The organism is Blastocatellia bacterium, assembly GCA_025055075.1.
GTDB lineage: Bacteria > Acidobacteriota > Blastocatellia > HR10 > HR10 > HR10.
Genome location: JANWYV010000013.1, coordinates 65558 through 82764 on the forward strand (window position 1 = coordinate 65558; position 17207 = coordinate 82764).

Below are 17207 nucleotides of genomic sequence, written 5' to 3' on the forward strand. Positions count from 1 at the left end.
GTCTTCGCCTCAGTTCGGCAAGACCACCCCCGTCACATCATAGGTTCGCTGCACGCTGTTGCCGGGGAAGGCGAAGGTCCTCATCGTTGGAGCGATGTACTGCTGCAGGCACAGGACGGTATAACTTCGGTTGCCGATCGTGCGCGTCGTCCCACATCGGCGGTCTCTCGGTCCGGAGACGATCTCTCCGAATTGTGTGGCGTAGAACGTACCTGTCGGATGCGGACGGAAGTCATACCATGCCACCTCGATGCGGCGCTCGTCGTTCAGCAGCCCCGTGGGGAGCCAAGTGTTCATCGCTTGCAGATCAGGATTGCTGCTTTGGCCCACGCGAGGACCGTGATAGTACTGTGGCTTGACGCTGAACCCCAGATCCCAAGCCCATTCCGCTGCTCCCGCTCGGCTATACCAGGTCTCGAAATTCAGCGAGCAGTGGGGGAAGTTCACCATCATGACGGGACGAATGGAATGATCGCCTCCGCATGCGACAACCGGCACCACATTTGGACCCGTGTTGCTCCCTTCCCCGAAGTCCGCCCACTGGTTCCAATAGCTCACGTTTCCCGCTAAATCTCGCGCCCACACCTGATAGGAGTGAAAGCGCGAGGCATGGCCATTGGGGTTCGTGTCCAAGTGCATGATGACATACACCTCGACGCCTCCCTTCTGGAGCAAGAATCCCTTGAAGCTCGTGTGCTTGTAGATGTTCTCTCCGGGCGTATTCCCAGGATGCGTGAACATCGGCGGGAAGCGCGAGGACAAGACCCAACTGGGAGGCGGATCCCCATGCTCATGTCCGTAGTAACATCCTCCAGGACCCACAGGGGGATGCCATCGGTCCGGATCATGCACGCTCGGTGGACAAGGCTGCCCCGGCCGCGGTCTATCTGGTCCAGAAGATCCTTGCTCCGGCGCACAGGTGAGCGTAGCGCGCTTCCGATCCCGAGAGGTTTGCACTGTCAGAGAAGTCGAACAGGTGACCTCGAGGCTGGAATTCGGATTCATCGTCACCTGCTGTCCCTGAGGAACCGCACTCGCCAAAGCAGCCGGGAGGCCGCAAATGGCGGAACTGAGGAGAGCATTCACATCCGCACGGACTACCGCGGGAGGGACCCAGCGACCGGAGGTCCATGAGCCGCCGATCACTAGCGAGAGCGCGAGAACCAATGAGATTCGTCTCCATCTTAGAATCCGCATAGCGTTCGCCTCCACATTGTGGTCAGTTCTGGATTGTATTACTCTCGCGCTCCTTGTCAAGGGCGATTTTTCCAAATGGCGTGTCCGTCAGCGAGAGGAGACACCGGTCTCGTTTCCGAGGGGGCCTGGAGAACGGAGCGCACTCCACTGGACTCCTGCGATCGCGGCATGGGACTTCGACCGACACAGATCGCCCGATCTCGATAGGCCGCGATCTTCGCCATGCCCGCTTGACGCATAGGCGGAGGCCGCTATAATTGCATGTCTTGCATATGCTCAGTCAGGTCGTCGAGTTGATCGAAGCGAAGCACTGTTTCGCCATCACCTCGCACGCGCGGCCAGATGGAGATGGGCTCGGTTCCTCGCTCGCCCTCATGCACATTCTGGAGAGCTTGGGCAAGGACGTCACCGTCGGCATGCGCGATCCGATCCCGCGCGCCTATCGGGAGCTGCCGGGGGCGGATCGCATCCTTCAGATCACCCGCTTCGACAAACGCTATGATGCTGTCTTCGTCATCGAGTGCAGCGATGTGGATCGGCCCGGCTTGCTCGATCTGGAGGAGCAGTTCCTGGTGAACATTGACCATCACGCGACGACGGAGCTGTTCGGCGACATCAACTGGATTGACTCGACGGCTTCGGCGGTCGGCGAGATGATCTACAATCTCTGCAAAGCGCTCGGCGTGCGCGTGACGCCGGCGATCGCCTCGTGCGTGTACGCGGCCATTTTGGCCGATACGGGCTCGTTTCAATTCCCCAACACGACGGAGCGCACGTTCAAGATCGCGCGCGAGCTGGTCGCGCACGGCGCGAATCCATCGGAGATCGCGCGCTTGCTTTTCTACAATCACCCCTTCGGCAAAATGAAGCTCACGGGATTGGTCCTCTCGACCCTGCAGCGGGATGAGACCGGGCGGATCGCCTGGATGGTGATGACGCAGGAGATGTTGCGGCAGGCCGGAGCCTGCGAAGAGGACAGCGAGGGTATCGTGAATTATCCCCTCGCGATCGAAGGCGTCGAGGTCGTCGCCTTCTTCAAGGAGATCGCTCCGGGCATCTATCGCACGTCCTTGCGCTCGAAGGGAACGGTCAACGTCTCGAAGATCGCGAGCGCTTTCGGTGGTGGGGGGCATCGCAACGCCTCCGGATGCGCGCTGGAAGGGCCCTTGCCGGAAGTCGAACGCCGCGTCATTCGGAAGTTGCAGGAAGCGCTCTCGATTCTCCCCGCGCTCACATGAACGCCCTCACCTTTGAGCGGAAGCCCTCGCATGAGCGCCGGATTCGAGATCCTCGATCACACGGCTGACATCGGCGTGCGCGCGTGGGGTCGAACTCCGGAAGAGATGTTCGCACAAGCTGTGCGCGCGCTCTTCCATCTCATGTATGATCCCGCGACGATCGCGCCGCGCTTGACCCGCGAGCTGGAAGTCCGCGCTGAGGGCTACGAGTATTTGCTCGTGGACCTCTTCAACGAGATCCTCTACCTCTTCGACGCCGAGAAGCTGGCCTTCGCCGATGTCGTTGTTGAGGCGCTCTCCTCAGAACACGTCCGCGTTCGCCTCACTGGAGAAGCGTTCGATCCCACCCGACACGAGGGACGGATTTACGTCAAAGCGGCGACCCTCCACCAATTGAAGGTCGAATCCCGAGACGGTCTGTGGATCGCCGAAGTGTACCTGGACATCTGAGCGTTCACCGACGGCGATAGACGAGCAGCAAGCCTCGCCGTCCGATGGCAAATCCCTCCCGATCGTCGCGCATCGCGATGGCGTAGATGCGCTCGTTCGTGGGGACGGGCACGCGCGTCCACGTCTTCCCCTCATCCGTGGAATGCAAGATCGTCCCATCCCATCCGACGATCCAACCCTCCTTCTTGCGAAAGGTGAGGCCAAGCAGGATCTTCTCGGTGCCGCTCGGTATGGGCACCCAGGTCTTCCCCCCATCGGTCGTGTGCAAGATCAATCCGCCTGAGCCCGTGATCCATCCCCGCCTCTTATCCCGGAAGTAGACGCGGAAGAGATCGCTCTGCGTCCCGCTGGAACGCTTCACCCAGTTTCGCCCCCCGTTCTCCGTGTGGAGAATCGTCCCGCGCGAGCCCACCACCCAACCGATCCGCTCGTTCTCGAAATGGAGGTGATAGAGGTATTCGTCCGTGCCGCTGATCTGATGCATCCAACTGCGTCCCCCATCATCGGTGAAGAGGATGATGCCATCGGCGCCCACGATCCACCCCCGCTTCTCGTCGTGGAACCAAACGCTGTAGAGATCCTGCTCGACGACGCTGGCGACCGAGGCCCAACGTTGTCCCCCATCGGTCGTCGTGAGAATCACGCCCCCATCGCCAACGATCCACCCGCGCCGCTTATTGATGAAGAAGACGTCGTTCAAATTCGTGCGCACGCTGGACGTTTGGACTTGCCAGCTCACGCCGCGATCCGCCGTGTGCAGGATCAGCCCCTCATCGCCGACGATCCATCCGTGGTCCTTCGTCGGGAAGTGAATGGCATTGAAATTTTGCGTGAAGCCCAGCCGTCGAAGCTCCCAAGGCTCCGCCGAAGTCGGATGCGCGAGCGCAACCCACAGGAAGACCCCAAGCCCAAGCCTTCGCATCGTTCGCTCCTCCTCTGTGGCGTCGGCGCGTGCGCGTAAGCATAGCATCTCGATCGCCATCGGTTCAAGCGAGCACTCTCGCGCCGTCGTCCGAAGCTATGCTACACTCGTTCTCGCTATGACCGCCGCCCATGCGCCGAGCGACGTGGCGATTCGCGAGCGCATCCTCGCGCTCTTAAAAGCGCGCGGTCGAGCGATCCCACTGCACGTGTTCGGACGCGAAGTCTTTTGCTTTCGGACCGTCCCCGCCGCGTTCATGCGCCAGATGATGCGTCGCCTCTTCGCGGACGATCCCCATCTGATCCTGCGGGATGACGATTGGGTGGAGCTGCGGCCACCGGCGAGCCCTCAAGACGCACTTCCGCCCGAGGCATGCGCGGACTGCTCGCTCGAGGAGACGGAGTACGTCGTCCTGGATGTCGAGACCACCGGGTTGCGACCGACGGCCAATCGTGTGATCGAGGTCGCCGCTTTCCGCGTCGCCGCCCGTGACGGTCGAACGCGCATTCTCGACGAGTTCGTGACGCTGGTGAATCCGGAGCAACCGCTTCCCCCGACGATCGTGCGGTTGACTGGGATCACGCCAGCGATGGTCGCTCGCGCCCCGCGCTTTTGCGAGATCGCCGACCAGTTGCTGGCGTTCGTCGGATCGCGCGTGTTGGTCGCCCACAACGCGCGCTTCGATCTGGCTTTTCTGGACGCCGAATTCCAAAGGGCCTGCGCGCTGTCGCTGAGGCCGCCGCACCTTTGCACGCTCGCGCTCAGCCGTCGGCTCTTCCCCGAATTGCCGAATCACCGGCTTCCGACCGTCGCTCAGTACATGGGCCTCGAGATGCCGACGTGGCATCGCGCGCGCTCCGATGCGTGGACCACCGCGCACCTCTTCCTCCGCTTGCTCACTCCATTGCAGGAGCGTGGCGTCTACACGCTCTCGGATGCGATGCGCTTCCAGGCCATGCGCCGAAATCCCAAATGCATCCGGAGGTGACGATGGCCGACGTGTTGCTCGCCCTCACGGATTTGCTCTTTCTCACCCGCCTCCGGGCCGCGGCCCAATCCTTGGGGCTCACCGTGGAACGCGCGACGACGCCGGACGAAGTCCTCGAACGCGCGCGACGGGAGGCGCCCGCCGCGGTGATCCTCGATCTGCAAGCCGAACGATTGGACCCCATGCGCGTCATCGCCGAGATCAAAGCCGATGCGACGCTCCGTCACATTCGGACGATCGGCTACGTCGCCCATGTCCGCGACGATCTGAAAGAGCACGCGCATCGCGCCGGATGCGATCTCGTGCTCCCGCGCTCGGCTTTCGTCGCGCGCCTCTCGGAGTTACTTGCCCAAATCGCCGCCGATCGGACGCGCGCCCGTTCCGCCGAGTGAAACGGAGTATCGGCATGTTCCACCTTTCGCCTCGCGCTCCTCGGCAGGTGACGATCCGGATGCGGAGGCGCTCCGCTTCGCGCCCGAACGTTCAGGGAGACCTTCGCGCCACAGCGCCTCCGGCCCATTGCATGAGGTCTTCCTATGAGCTTCCACCACGCGCCTGACGATAAAGCGCCATCGGAGCGCGTGTTCATCCGCACCACGCCCCGATACGAACTCCACGGCCTTCGCCGCACCGCGCTCGCGCTCACGACGACCGTCCCGACGGCCTATACGCTCTACGGCCTCCTGCACGGACGCGGGCGCTTGCTGGTCGCTCACGAGCGGTTCGACCTACATCCGGAAATGACCGCCCTGCTCAATCCCGCGACGCGCCATAGCCTCCGTTGCCGCGATCCGGAGATCATCCGACTCTATCTCCCGCCCGCTCTCATCGCCGATGTGGCGGCCCGACTCCGATTGACGCGCATCGGCCAAGAGTTCACGTTCCATCAGCACGTCGTCGCAGATCCACGGCTCGCCACCTTGTGGCGCTCGGTGTGGGAAGAATTGCAACAGGCTGATGTCGGACACGACATGATCCTGGATGCGCTTGTGGACCAAATCCTCGTCCATCTGTTTCGGCACCATTTCGCCGTCCGACGAAATCTCGATCTGGAATTCTCCCGCTTCGGATTTGTGGATCGGCGACTGCGGCGAGCCATCGAATTCATCCACACCCACTTCGATGGGGACGTACGCCTCAAGGACATGGCGCGCGCGGCCTTCATGAGTACTTTTCACTTCGCCCGCTTGTTCAAGCGCGTGGTGGGCATGACCCCGCACGCTTATTTGATGGGGGTGCGATTGGAACAAGCCGCGCGGCTGCTGCGCACGACCGATCTCTCGATGTTGGAGATCAGCCAACGCATCGGCTATGCCAGCCAAAGCCATTTCGCTAAAGCCTTCAAAGCCTGGACCGGATTGACCCCTCGCGAGTATCGCCAAGCGAGCTGTGGTAGCCCTCCGGTCGCCTCCCTCCCCCAGGGCCCTTCCTCGTCGGACCTCCTCCGCCCCTAGATCAGGCAACGAGCCCGCGCGGAATCCCCGCTCGATTCCTCCTCCAGAAAACACTCATTGACTTCGATCCCAAAGCTGTGATAAAAATAAGGCTGCCTCATGACAGCCCGATGTTTGAAAATCAGCAATGAGTCCTGGACCTGGGAAGGCTCAAGATCGAAGGGGGGTAACAGGGGTTATCACCGAGAGGCTAAGCTGAGCAGCTTCAGTCTTTTATCCGGAAAAAAGCCCTCTCCGAAGGGCATCTCCGAGGCCATTTTTTCTGAGGGGGTAACAGGGGTTATCACTTTCGGCCTCCTAACCCATTGAGCCGCTAAGACTAAACCCCCCCGCTCTCGGAAACCAGGACTCGCTTCAAAGAGGATTGCGACACAGTAGTTTTTGAATCACGACGTCGATATCTGGGTGGTAAATCTCGGAAACCAGGACTCGCTTCAAAGAGGATTGCGACAGCGCGGGAGTAAAGAGGGTGGGCACGCGGCCCACCCTCCAGCTCGGAAACCAGGACTCGCTTCAAAGAGGATTGCGACTTAATCAGGTTCCCCACCAGCTCAGTGGGGAACCCAAAACCTCGGAAACCAGGACTCGCTTCAAAGAGGATTGCGACTCGCCTCCCGCGTGCTCGCGGGAGGCGATCCCAGCGACCTCGGAAACCAGGACTCGCTTCAAAGAGGATTGCGACACCCCACAACCATGTGCAGGAGGCCAGCCAACAGTTTCCCTCGGAAACCAGGACTCGCTTCAAAGAGGATTGCGACTCGGCTACCACACCGTGATCCCGAATTATCGGGTGCCGCCCCTCGGAAACCAGGACTCGCTTCAAAGAGGATTGCGACTCTTTATGGCCGTCGCGACTTCCTCAGCTAGGGACGCTGGCTCGGAAACCAGGACTCGCTTCAAAGAGGATTGCGACTCGACGACGATTTTAACCCCAACATTGTTCTGAACTTCCTCTCGGAAACCAGGACTCGCTTCAAAGAGGATTGCGACAGCTTCACGACGAACACTAATTCCTTGTTGTCCCTATCCATACTCGGAAACCAGGACTCGCTTCAAAGAGGATTGCGACTTCTGGTCGGGAGAGAAGCGCCTCTTGGGCCGAACGACCAACTCGGAAACCAGGACTCGCTTCAAAGAGGATTGCGACCCGAGAACTCCATGGGCCAGAGCTCGCGGGGCACGAACACATCTCGGAAACCAGGACTCGCTTCAAAGAGGATTGCGACGCATAGTGTGTGCTCGCATAGTGTGTGCCCCTCCACCACATGCTCGGAAACCAGGACTCGCTTCAAAGAGGATTGCGACATCTTGCTGCCACTCACGCCCATTTTATGGTCCACCTTCACCTCGGAAACCAGGACTCGCTTCAAAGAGGATTGCGACGGCCCGGTGTCCCCAACCTTATGCTCGACGCTAATTCCTCGGAAACCAGGACTCGCTTCAAAGAGGATTGCGACTCAACGCCACCCGAGGCCGCCACGCAAACCCAAGAACTCGGAAACCAGGACTCGCTTCAAAGAGGATTGCGACACAACCAGCAGGGGGTCATCCCCCCGCCGGATGATGTCTCGGAAACCAGGACTCGCTTCAAAGAGGATTGCGACAGCTCTCGTTCCATGGAGTGAGAGCGTTGTTCTGGCTCCATCTCGGAAACTAGGATTGGCTTCAAACGAGGGGTGTGAGCGCTTCGAAGAGGATAGCGATCTTCAAAGAGGGTGGCGCCAATAGAAGCGGCCAGACCTGAGGAGAATGGAGAGGGGCAGGGGGCCGGGGTGGCCCCCTGCGGTCATTCAGCGAGTTGGTTTTAGCTACCGGGGCGGAAGATCTGTTCGGAGACTTTGTTCCGCTCGACCTCCTCGCGGGTGAACCACAGGGCGTGGTAGCTATTGGTCAACCACAGACTGAGCTGGCTGGCGTAGAGGGGGCTACCCAGGATACCGCTTTGACCTCCCGGGATGATTTGGAGAGCGCGAATGCCGTCGGGACGAGCTTCGCCGAGGAATCGGCGTGCTGCTCCGCCGCCGAACATGAAGGAGTTCAAGCCTTCGGCACGGGCATCATGTCCGGAGGCATCCACAACCTCGAAGCCGCCATCTACGGCCACGCCTCGCAAGGCAGGGGCCAGGTGAGTGAATCCACCAGCGGGCGGTATGTTGAAGGGATCTCCTAGCGTGTGCGTGAAGACGATGCGATGGAGCTTGCCCCAGCGATAGTCCTCCAGATTGGTCGAGTTATTGAAAGCGGCGCGGAACTCGTCGCTGGCGAGCCGGTCCAACGCTTCCTGTAAGCTCCTCAGGATGAGGAGATCGCGCTCGGCCTCTGGCGAGAGATCAACGCCCGGAGCATCGAAGAAATTCAACCCCGAAGCCCCACGCCCTCGATTTTGGGGGAAATTGTCGAGCAGGTTCCGGAGGGCGACGACGGCCAGCGATCCGCCAGGCCGATACTCGCGCAAGCCGACGCGAGCGAGCGTCGCATCAATGGTGTTGGCGATGATGCGCGCGCGCCAGACGCTGTAGATCGTCGCGGCTACGCTCGCGGCGATCTCCTCCGGAGTAGGCGGTTGTCGAATCCCGTCCACATCCGAAGCATCGTACCCTTCGGGAATGCCCGTTGGCGTGCTGAAGTCCCATCGGGAGAGCCGATCCACGGCTTCGGCCACGCGGAGATCTCGCGCCAGAGCAGCCAGTGGAGCGGGAGCCGCGCTGTCGCGCGCATTCGCGAACGCTTGTCGAATATAGGGCACGAACACCTCGGCATCCAGCATTTGGACGTTGGCTTGGAACCGCTTCATATCCTCGAGCGAGATGCGTCCATCGCCGCCTCGCGCCGGATCCAACTCCCGCTGGATCAGGCGCACGATCCGCCCCATGCGCGGGCCGATGCTATAGCCGGGACTCAGGTAGAGGATCCCACGCCCGCCGCGCCGCAGTTGATTGAGCGGATTGTTGTCGAGGGTCGTGCCGATGGGATCGTTGTTGGCGTTGATGATGAATCCCCTCGAGGGATTCACGATCTGCGGCATCTCCTCGAAGGGCAAGATCTCGAAGGGCACGGCCTGTCCCGGTTGGCGCGTCTGAAGCGGCACCCAATCATTTTTCACAATCTGCTCGATGCTTCCATCTGGTCGGAAGATGGCGCCCGCGCCATTGCGGATGAAGAAGGGGGGCAGGCCATCCACTCGTCCCTCCTGCAAATCCTCGCGCAAGGGCAACTCGCCGCTGGTGAAATAGGCGATGTTGCCGTCCACGTCCATGTAAGCCCAGTTCTGCGAGCCGAAATCGAAATATTGGAGCCCGCGTTTGAAATCGTCCAGATTCCTCGCCCGATGCCAGATGAGAAACGTCTCCAACTCCCGCGTCGGCCCGAAGCCCGTGTATTGCACGCTCAGGACGCGGAAATCGGTGAGATCGGTCTTCACCACGCGAACGATCGGCGCATTGTTGCGCTCTGGGATGACCAAAGCGGCCGACGGGACGCTCACGCCGCTTGGTAATGTCCCCGGCGCGATTGTCTCCAGATCATCGGCGGTCCCATTGCCGGGGCGGTTCGCTCGAAACACTTGGGGAATAGCGACGATCCGCCGACGCTGATCCCGGAAGATCGTCGCGATCGGCAACTGCGTGGAGATATCGAGGATCGCGCGTTCTTCGTAGACATCGGTCACGTCCATGGGATTCGTGGTCGCTCCCCAGGCGATCCGCTCATTCATCCCGAGCACAACGACGGGCGTTCCAGCGAAGCATACGCCCATGACGTTCATGGGATTCGATCCCTCGACGACCAGATGCATCTCGTAGAAGATCGAAGGCACGCCGAGCCCCAGGTGCGGATCGTTAGCCAGCATGGGAAAGCCCGTGTCGGTCTTGGAGCCGCTCACGATCCACCAGTTGCTTCCCAGAGGCGCTCCCGTTCGATCGAGCGCGTTCTGCAGAAATGGCAAGTTGGCGATCTCCTCCAAGTACTCGCGGGCAGCGCGAATCGTCTCCGGACTCACCCAACGGGTGATGTCTCCAATCTGCTGGCTCCAATCGCTCTTGATCGAGCGTCCGACCGTGCGCTGAGCGCTCGAGGCTTGCAGGGCTTCGGGGATAGAGATCGAAGGATCAAACGGCGCGCTTCGGAAGATATCCTCGAAAAAGAGCTTCGTTCCATCGAAGCGGAACGCCTGTCCAGCTTGCTGATAGGCTGCCAGGCGGAGGGTGAAATCAATGTCGTCTAAGCCGAACGAAAGCTGAAACGCGAGCAATTTGCCGACGACGACACTGTCCACGGGCGTCCATTCTGGAATGGCGGCCTTCGTCAACTCCAGACCCGTGTATTCCGGCGGCAGGGGATTATCGCGCAGGAAGGCGTTGACGCCGCTGGCGAAGGCTTGCAAAACGGCTTGAGCCTCTGCCGAGAGCACGGAATAGGAGGCCTCGGCGGCCCGCCGCAATCCGAGCACTCGCAGTTGGATGTCCTGCGCGAGCACCGAATCATTGGGACCACGACCGAGCAATTCGGCCAATGTCCCACTAGCAGCGCGGCGCAAGAAATCCATTTGGAAGAACCGATCCTGTGCCTGCACGTAGCCCATCATGAAGTAGACGTCGTGATCGTTTCGCGCGAAGATGTGGGGGACGCCGAACCGGTCTCGAATGACGCGCACTTCGTCTCGCAAGCCTCGAATCAGGATTGGAGCGGCTTGCCCGGCGCTGCGTCCGCCCCTGATGCCCAAAGAGGGCAGGAGCAATGCCAAAATCGCGACAAGAGTGAACGTCCGACGCAGGTTCATAGATCGCCTCCTGTGGGGGATTTTTCCCTGGAGGGGAAGTTCTCTCGGCCGCGCCCGTCTTTCCCGCGGCGAAACATGACGAACACGTCCCGCGTTCGCAGCGACATAAGTCTTTGACCTCGCCCGACTCTCCCTTCCGAGGGGCGGAATCTCTATAGATCGCGCGCCCGTGCGTTGTCAAGGAAAAAGTGTCCATGTATGCTATCGCGTGTATGAAGATCGCGATCATCGGCTCGCATGGCTGCGGGAAGACGGCGCTCGCTTTCTCCCTGTGCACGGAGTTGCAGAAGCGTGGGCGGCGCGTCGAATTGGTGGTGGAGATGGCGCGACGGAGCCCATTCCCGATTAACGAGGCGACATCCGAGGCCGGGCAGTTATGGATCTTGCATCGTCACATCGCGGCGGAATTGGAAGCTTCCGCGCGCGCGGACGTCGTCGTGTGCGACCGCTCGGTCCTAGACAACTACGCGTATTACTGCCACAAATTCGGGCGGCGCCTCCATCTGGATGCGCTCATCAAGGAATGGATCGGCACCTACACGCTCCTGGTCAAAGTCCCGCTTGTGGACGAATGGCTTATTCCCGACGGCGTGCGATCCATGGATCGGGACTTTCAGCGCGCCATTGATCTGCTGGTCGAGGAGCTCATCGCGGAGTTGGCCGAAGGGCGGACGCGCATCCTGCGGTTGGACTATCCGTTTGACGTTCAACAAATCCTGGCGGCCTTGCCCCCCGACGCGGATTCCCGATGAAGCGGGAGACCGTTCAGATCGCGTTCCTCATCGCCCTGATTCTCGGGGTCGGATACCTCTTCTTCCAGATGCTCGCGCCCTTCCTCTCGCCGATCATATGGGCGATCGTTCTGGTGATCGTCTTCTATCCGATTCATCGGCGCGTGATCCGGCTAGTTCGGAATGCTGATGTGGCCGCTTTGCTCTCCTCCCTATTGGTGCTGGCTGTCGTGATCGTTCCAGCCACGCTGATCGTGATGGCGCTCATTGGGGAACTCATCGCCGCGTACCGGCTTGTGGAAGAGCGCATCGCTTCCGGCGCGTGGACGCTCCGTTTGGAATCGGAGCGAGGTCGGATCTTGGAACGCTCATTGAGTTGGCTCGCCCAGCACGCCGATCTCTCGGAGTTGAACCTTCGCGCTCTCATCTTGAACAACCTGCAGCGCCTCTCCAGCTATTTGGCCTCTCGATCCGCCGAAGTCGTCAGACGCTTCTCCTCGTTCGTCTTCGACCTGGGGCTGATGATCTTCACCATGTACTTCCTCTTCCGAGATGGCGCGGCGCTCATGGCGAAGCTCAAGCGTGCGGTCCCCCTGCCGACGTCGGAGGCGGAGGAAGTGTTCGGGCGGATGCAAGAGATGATTCAGGCGACGCTGTATGGGGGGGTCGCCGTGGCGTTGGCTCAAGGGACCTTGGGGGGGATCGCTTTCTGGATCGTCGGATTGCCTTCGCCGACGATTTGGGGGGCGACGATGTTCTTCTTCTCTTTTCTCCCGGTGGTCGGAGCGGCCATCATTTGGGTTCCGGCCGCTGTCGTTTTGATCGCGCAGGGGAGTTTCGGGAAAGGGCTCTTTCTGCTCTTATGGGGAACGCTCGTCATCAGCACCGCGGACAACATCATCCGCCCGTGGGTGATCGGCGGGCGCACGCGCTTGCCCATGCTACTCATCTTCTTCAGCGTGCTCGGTGGGGTGAAGGTCTTCGGGTTCATCGGCGTCGTCGTCGGGCCCGTCATTTTGAGCGTCGCGCTCACCCTCGTGGAGATCTTTCGGCGGAAACTCACGCCCGCGCCAGAAGCGCCTCTCCAGGCGTCGTAATGCGTCCCCTTCGACGAAGGACATCCTCCGGCCCTTCGCGCTCAGAGGTGCGACAGCTCATCCGAAGCGTCCTCGCGTCGAGGGGTGAACTGTCGGCGCAGCACATCGCGGGCGAGATCGCGCCCCGCCAATCCGAAGGCGATGGCCAGCGCCAACGTCACGCCGCCGAAGAAGATGGAGAAGGCAGCGACGACGATGTGGGCCGCCAAGGCCAATTGCTCCAGCGCCATGGCCAAGGCGATGGCGACAATCAGCAGACGCACGCCACCAGCCAGTAGGCGCGCCGAGGCCAGATGAGCGTTCACAGCCGCCAAGAGGGCCGCGCGTGCCAGGAAATTCGCCACCAGGAATCCCACGATGAGAATGAGCAGTGCGGCCACGACCCGGGGGAGATAACTGAAGATGGCGGCGAGCATGCGATTCACCAGAGCGATCTCCAATTCCTCCAGTCCCACGACGAGGAAGACGAGGAACAAGAGCCAGAAGACGGCGCGCGCCAGAAGCTGCGAAGGGGCGCGTCGAATCTCCGCCCGCCGCAGGACTTGCGTGATCCCCATCTCCTCGCACCAGTGATCGAAGCGAATGGCGCGCAGCGCTCGCCCGAGCAACGATCGAACGAGGGCAGCGACGATCCATCCGGCGAAGATGAGGATCAGCAAGGCGAAGAAGTTGGGAAGAAAAGCGAGCGCGCGCTCCTCGAAGCGGTGGAATGTCCCAACCAAGGCCGTCTTCAAAGCTTCAAACATAGGCTCCTCCTCCCTTGCCTTCCCTCGCGCGAATTCAGCGAGGGGCGATGCTCCGCATGGGCGCGCTCCGCAGAGCGCATGTTTCTGCCGGGCGCTCGCGTCACCGCTCTTTCGCTCATCCCGCAGCGCGAGGTCCCTCCCATTGCGCGACCAGCTCCGGTTTTCGCTCCTCGAAGTGTTGACATAAGGCCTCGATCACGGCTTCGACCTCATCGGCCGTGCTCTCGGATGTCTCCAGCACGAAGGACGCCGTGCGCCCGAGATAGAGCGGCACGAGGGCCTGCAGCAGATGATCGCGATGGATCACGCGCCGATGGAACGCGAGGGCGAAGTCGTAGATGACGGCGACCCATACGTCCGAAGGGAAGCGAAACGCCACGTCTTGCGATTCGGCGAGCTGTTGAACCTGACGAAAGGTCGCCGCCGAGAGAATTCGCTGCCAGAGGTCTTTCAGCTCCTCGGCGCCCAAGCGAAAGATGCCGAGCATACGCTCGACGTTGACGCGGATCGGCTCCAGGCCCACCTCGTACTCCAGGCCGAAGGTCGGCACCGGCTCCGAGCCGCGCACGCGCGCCCAGATGGGGAAGTTCGCTTCCATGAGGTCGAAGACCGATCCGACGACCTGCATGAGCATGCCGCTCAGATCCACGCTCGGGTCTTTCGCATCGTGGATCTTCGCGCCCAAGAAGGCTTGGCACACTCGAAAGCCGCCGGTGATCGCCGTCGTGGTCATCCAAATATCCACGCCGAAGCGCGCGACATCCGTATGCCAAACGTCTTGGGCCAAATAGTGCGCGGCCAGCCGTCCGGAGAATCCGAAGTCGCCGCCGATCGGTTGGCGCACGCGTTTGCCGTAGAGCGCGCGCGTGAGGGGATAGACGATGGAGTTCGTGATCGTGCCGTCGTATTTGTGCCGCCGATAGAGCGGGGCGACGAAGTCGAAGCCCTCTCGCACGACGGGGCTGAGGAGCAGATCCATCCATTCGGGCGTGATGCTGCGCACGTCGGCATCCACGACGGCGCACGCGCGCGCCTGAAGTCGCACGGCGATCTCGAAGACCAGGCGCAGGGCACTGCCTTTGCCCGGCACGCCGCGATACGGCGTCGTCAGCCGATGAATGGGACGAAGCGGATGCGCGGCCAGGACCGTGCGATAGTCGCCGAGAGCGGTTTGTCGCACGACCTCCGGCGTCCCGTCCTTGGACCCGCCATCGGAGTTGACGATCACGGCCACGTGATCCGGGAAGTATTTCGCTAATCCTGCCATCACCGCGCGCACGACGTGTCCGATGGTGCGCGCGTTGTTGTAGCTGGGGATGCCCACGACGAGATCGGCGCGCCCGATCTCGCGCAACGTTCGTTCGACCTCATCGGCGAATGGTTTCTTCTCGGCCGAGCTCATGCGTTTGGTCCAGCGAGCGAATCCCCTTCGGCGCGCTCCGAAAGTCCCCGCATTCGACGCCGCATGCGACGGAGAGGGCTTTCGGCGGCTCACTCAATATACCCGATTCCGATGTGGCTGACCAGCGAGGCTCCCTCTGGAGACGCCCCTTCTGGTAGAATTGGCGGCGACGGAACTTCCAAAGGCGGGCGTCGCGGGGGATGGGATGAGAATGGGTGAGCGAACGGAACGCAAGCGGTGCCTTCCTCAGTGAGAGCGGCTCGACTCAGCGGCGATCGGGGATGGCCGATCCTTCGCGCTCCGCCTCTTCGCCGAGCGCGAGAACGTGAGGCGCAGCGGGCGAATATTTCGATCGAAGGGGCCTCCGCTCAGGCGTAGGCGATGACGCGGGAACAGCTCACGCGCGAGATCAAAGAACGAGCGCGCGCCTTGGGCTTTCATGGCGTGGGGGTCACCGGTGTCCACCCCCTCGAAGAGGACGAGGCGCAATATCACCGATGGCTCCGCGAGGGGCGAGCGGCCGATTTGTCGTATATGCATACCAGCGCTGCGGTGCGCGCGCATCCGCGGCGCGTCTGGCCGGAAGCGCGGTCCGTCCTCGTGCTCGCCGTGAACTACTATAGCGGCGATTTCGATCCCCTCCCGCGCGGACACGGACGCATCGCGCGCTATGCCTGGGGGCGCGATTATCACGACGTCATCCCGGCTCGACTACGACAGCTTGTGGCGGAGATCGAACGGCTCCTCGGGCGTCCGATCCGCGCTCGATGGTTCACAGATGCCGGACCGTTGCTCGAGCGCGCATTGGCGCGACGCGCCGGCTTGGGCCGCATCGGTTGGAACGCGTGCTTGATCACGGAGGCCTTCGGCTCGTGGGTCTTCCTGAGCGAGATCCTGTTGGATGTCGAGCTGGTCCCGGATCAGGAAGAGACGCGCGCCTGCATGAGTCTGTTCGATTGCTGGCGCTACTGTCCGACGAATGCCATTACGCGGGATGGTTCGGTGGACGCGCGCCTGTGCCTCTCCTATCACACGATCGAGAATCGGGGCGTGATCCCACGACCGTTGCGGCCGAAGCTCGGAGATTGGCTCTTCGGCTGCGATGTCTGTCAAGAAGTCTGCCCCCACAACGCGCGCGTGCCGATCACCGATTGGCCGGAATTCCATCCCGAAGCGGGCGTGGGGAAAACGCTCGCGCTGGCGGACGTGCTCGCTATCGCTTCGGACGAGGCGTTCCGCGCGCGATTTCGCGGCACGGCCCTGCGGCGAGCGAAGCGCCGAGGCCTGCTGCGCAATGCGGCCATCGTCGCCGCGAATACCGGCTACGTCGAGGCGATCCCCCAGTTGCAGCACCTCGTCTCCGAAGATCCCGACGAGATCATCCGCGGGCATGCTCTGTGGGCGCTCCATGTGCTCGATCCGGTGGGCTCGCGTCCGCTTCTGGAGCGTGCGCGTCGCGATCCCCACCCGTTTGTGCGCGAGGAGGCCGAATGGGCTCTCGAGACAAGGAGCGAAGGCGAAGTGATCGTCCTCACCGGAGATGCGCCGATCAAGCGGGATGGGCTATGACCTCGCCTGTGAGACAGGGACGCGTCGGACATGGGATACTGATTGGGGCGTTCCTCATCGCCGTTGCGTACTTTTTGCTCAAGCTCGCGTACACGAAGTGGCTGCCCGGGACGCTCCTCACGTTCGGATTGCTGGCCGCGGGCTCCGCGTACGCGCGCTGGGCGTGGAAAGCGCGAGTCCCTTGGTGGGTGCTCGGCTCGCTCTTTCTGGCCGTGCAAGTGGATCTGCTCGGCAATCATTTTCACATGTACGGGCGACCGTTCGGCCCCGTGCAATACGATGAGTTCGCCCACATGATGGGATCGGGCTTGAGCGTGCCGGCCTTCATCTGGCTCTTGGCAGAAGTCATGCGCCGACAGGGACTCTCGCTCTCTCGAGGATGGATCGCGACGCTAGCGGTCTCGCTCAGTTTCTCGGCGGCGGGGATCTACGAGATCATCGAACTCTGGGACGAACTCTACTTCGGGGGTCGGCGCATCTGGAGCCCGCACGATTGTCCGAATGATCTGCAATGGGATCTGGGGGGGAAGATCGTGGGCGCGACGCTCACTGTCCTCTTCTGGCGAAACGGCGAGCGCGAGACTCTCGGACGCGCTTCCGAAGAGTCTGACCGCCGCCTCCCTCACACGCCTTGAG

At 61.7% G+C, this 17207-nt stretch carries 14 protein-coding genes and 1 CRISPR repeat array; of the genes, 9 read left to right on the top strand and 5 right to left on the bottom strand.

Translation table 11 applies throughout. The features are described 5' to 3' along the window. Nucleotides 1-9 precede the first annotated feature (9 nt). Entirely contained in the window at nucleotides 10-1005 is a 996-nt protein-coding gene (locus NZ746_03420) for a hypothetical protein (protein ID MCS6816411.1), read from the bottom strand. Between the two features lie 449 nt (nucleotides 1006-1454). Between NZ746_03420 and NZ746_03425 the strand changes: the two genes are divergently transcribed. Beyond that, nucleotides 1455-2435 carry a bifunctional oligoribonuclease/PAP phosphatase NrnA gene (locus NZ746_03425; GenBank protein ID MCS6816412.1) on the top strand — a complete coding sequence of 327 codons (981 nt, stop codon included), beginning with the start codon at nucleotides 1455-1457 and terminating at the stop codon, nucleotides 2433-2435. Between the two features lie 30 nt (nucleotides 2436-2465). Next, complete coding sequence (locus NZ746_03430; GenBank protein ID MCS6816413.1) at nucleotides 2466-2885, top strand: archease; 420 nt, start codon at nucleotides 2466-2468, stop codon at nucleotides 2883-2885. A gap of 4 nt (nucleotides 2886-2889) precedes the next feature. Here the strand turns inward: NZ746_03430 and NZ746_03435 are convergent, their stop codons facing one another. Further along, nucleotides 2890-3807 (bottom strand): YCF48-related protein, encoded by a 918-nt coding sequence (locus NZ746_03435; protein ID MCS6816414.1) that lies wholly within the window; start codon nucleotides 3805-3807, stop codon nucleotides 2890-2892. Between the two features lie 16 nt (nucleotides 3808-3823). Here NZ746_03435 and NZ746_03440 point away from each other — a divergent pair, with 16 nt between their 5' ends. The 3 genes from NZ746_03440 to NZ746_03450 all read left to right on the top strand — a co-directional run bounded on the left by NZ746_03440 (nucleotide 3824) and on the right by NZ746_03450 (nucleotide 6249). Then, nucleotides 3824-4795 (top strand): 3'-5' exonuclease, encoded by a 972-nt coding sequence (locus NZ746_03440; protein ID MCS6816415.1) that lies wholly within the window; start codon nucleotides 3824-3826, stop codon nucleotides 4793-4795. Nucleotides 4796-4797: 2 nt separating this feature from the next. Beyond that, nucleotides 4798-5187 carry a response regulator gene (locus NZ746_03445; protein ID MCS6816416.1) on the top strand — a complete coding sequence of 130 codons (390 nt, stop codon included), beginning with the start codon at nucleotides 4798-4800 and terminating at the stop codon, nucleotides 5185-5187. Between the two features lie 144 nt (nucleotides 5188-5331). Continuing rightward, complete coding sequence (locus NZ746_03450; GenBank protein MCS6816417.1) at nucleotides 5332-6249, top strand: AraC family transcriptional regulator; 918 nt, start codon at nucleotides 5332-5334, stop codon at nucleotides 6247-6249. A 334-nt stretch (nucleotides 6250-6583) separates the two neighbouring features. Beyond that, nucleotides 6584-7931: direct repeats of the CRISPR family, unit length 37 nt; unit sequence CTCGGAAACCAGGACTCGCTTCAAAGAGGATTGCGAC. Between the two features lie 122 nt (nucleotides 7932-8053). On the opposite strand, the gene NZ746_03455 is transcribed toward NZ746_03450, so the two are convergent. Further along, nucleotides 8054-11026: a penicillin acylase family protein gene (locus NZ746_03455; GenBank protein ID MCS6816418.1), complete on the bottom strand. Its 2973-nt coding sequence runs from the start codon at nucleotides 11024-11026 to the stop codon at nucleotides 8054-8056. Between the two features lie 212 nt (nucleotides 11027-11238). Between NZ746_03455 and NZ746_03460 the strand changes: the two genes are divergently transcribed. Together NZ746_03460 and NZ746_03465 are read left to right on the top strand one after the other, a co-directional pair. Next, entirely contained in the window at nucleotides 11239-11778 is a 540-nt protein-coding gene (locus tag NZ746_03460) for an ATP-binding protein (GenBank protein ID MCS6816419.1), read from the top strand. Beyond that, nucleotides 11775-12854, top strand: coding sequence for an AI-2E family transporter (locus NZ746_03465; protein MCS6816420.1), 1080 nt, complete (start codon nucleotides 11775-11777; stop codon nucleotides 12852-12854). Before NZ746_03460 ends, NZ746_03465 begins: the two co-directional genes overlap by 4 nt. 41 nt (nucleotides 12855-12895) lie before the next feature. Here the strand turns inward: NZ746_03465 and NZ746_03470 are convergent, their stop codons facing one another. Both NZ746_03470 and NZ746_03475 read right to left on the bottom strand, forming a co-directional pair. Further along, nucleotides 12896-13600 carry a hypothetical protein gene (locus NZ746_03470; protein MCS6816421.1) on the bottom strand — a complete coding sequence of 235 codons (705 nt, stop codon included), beginning with the start codon at nucleotides 13598-13600 and terminating at the stop codon, nucleotides 12896-12898. Nucleotides 13601-13715: 115 nt separating this feature from the next. Beyond that, nucleotides 13716-15002, bottom strand: coding sequence for a glycosyltransferase (locus NZ746_03475; GenBank protein ID MCS6816422.1), 1287 nt, complete (start codon nucleotides 15000-15002; stop codon nucleotides 13716-13718). 381 nt (nucleotides 15003-15383) lie between these two features. Here NZ746_03475 and queG point away from each other — a divergent pair, with 381 nt between their 5' ends. Next, on the top strand, nucleotides 15384-16571 hold the full coding sequence (queG, locus tag NZ746_03480) for a tRNA epoxyqueuosine(34) reductase QueG (protein MCS6816423.1): 1188 nt from the start codon (nucleotides 15384-15386) through the stop codon (nucleotides 16569-16571). After that, a complete protein-coding gene (locus NZ746_03485; GenBank protein MCS6816424.1) occupies nucleotides 16568-17206 on the top strand; it encodes a DUF2238 domain-containing protein in 639 nt (212 codons plus the stop codon). Before queG ends, NZ746_03485 begins: the two co-directional genes overlap by 4 nt. Nucleotide 17207: the final 1 nt, after the last annotated feature.

Coding starts and splice junctions, on each gene's coding strand:
- NZ746_03455 (MCS6816418.1), bottom strand. CDS start 11,026: ATGAACCTGCGTCGGACGTTCACTCTTGTCGCGATTTTGGCATTGCTC.
- NZ746_03485 (MCS6816424.1), top strand. CDS start 16,568: ATGACCTCGCCTGTGAGACAGGGACGCGTCGGACATGGGATACTGATT.
- NZ746_03475 (MCS6816422.1), bottom strand. CDS start 15,002: ATGAGCTCGGCCGAGAAGAAACCATTCGCCGATGAGGTCGAACGAACG.
- NZ746_03420 (MCS6816411.1), bottom strand. CDS start 1,005: ATGAATCCGAATTCCAGCCTCGAGGTCACCTGTTCGACTTCTCTGACA.
- NZ746_03445 (MCS6816416.1), top strand. CDS start 4,798: ATGGCCGACGTGTTGCTCGCCCTCACGGATTTGCTCTTTCTCACCCGC.
- queG (MCS6816423.1), top strand. CDS start 15,384: ATGACGCGGGAACAGCTCACGCGCGAGATCAAAGAACGAGCGCGCGCC.
- NZ746_03470 (MCS6816421.1), bottom strand. CDS start 13,600: ATGTTTGAAGCTTTGAAGACGGCCTTGGTTGGGACATTCCACCGCTTC.
- NZ746_03435 (MCS6816414.1), bottom strand. CDS start 3,807: ATGCGAAGGCTTGGGCTTGGGGTCTTCCTGTGGGTTGCGCTCGCGCAT.
- NZ746_03465 (MCS6816420.1), top strand. CDS start 11,775: ATGAAGCGGGAGACCGTTCAGATCGCGTTCCTCATCGCCCTGATTCTC.
- NZ746_03450 (MCS6816417.1), top strand. CDS start 5,332: ATGAGCTTCCACCACGCGCCTGACGATAAAGCGCCATCGGAGCGCGTG.
- NZ746_03430 (MCS6816413.1), top strand. CDS start 2,466: ATGAGCGCCGGATTCGAGATCCTCGATCACACGGCTGACATCGGCGTG.
- NZ746_03460 (MCS6816419.1), top strand. CDS start 11,239: ATGAAGATCGCGATCATCGGCTCGCATGGCTGCGGGAAGACGGCGCTC.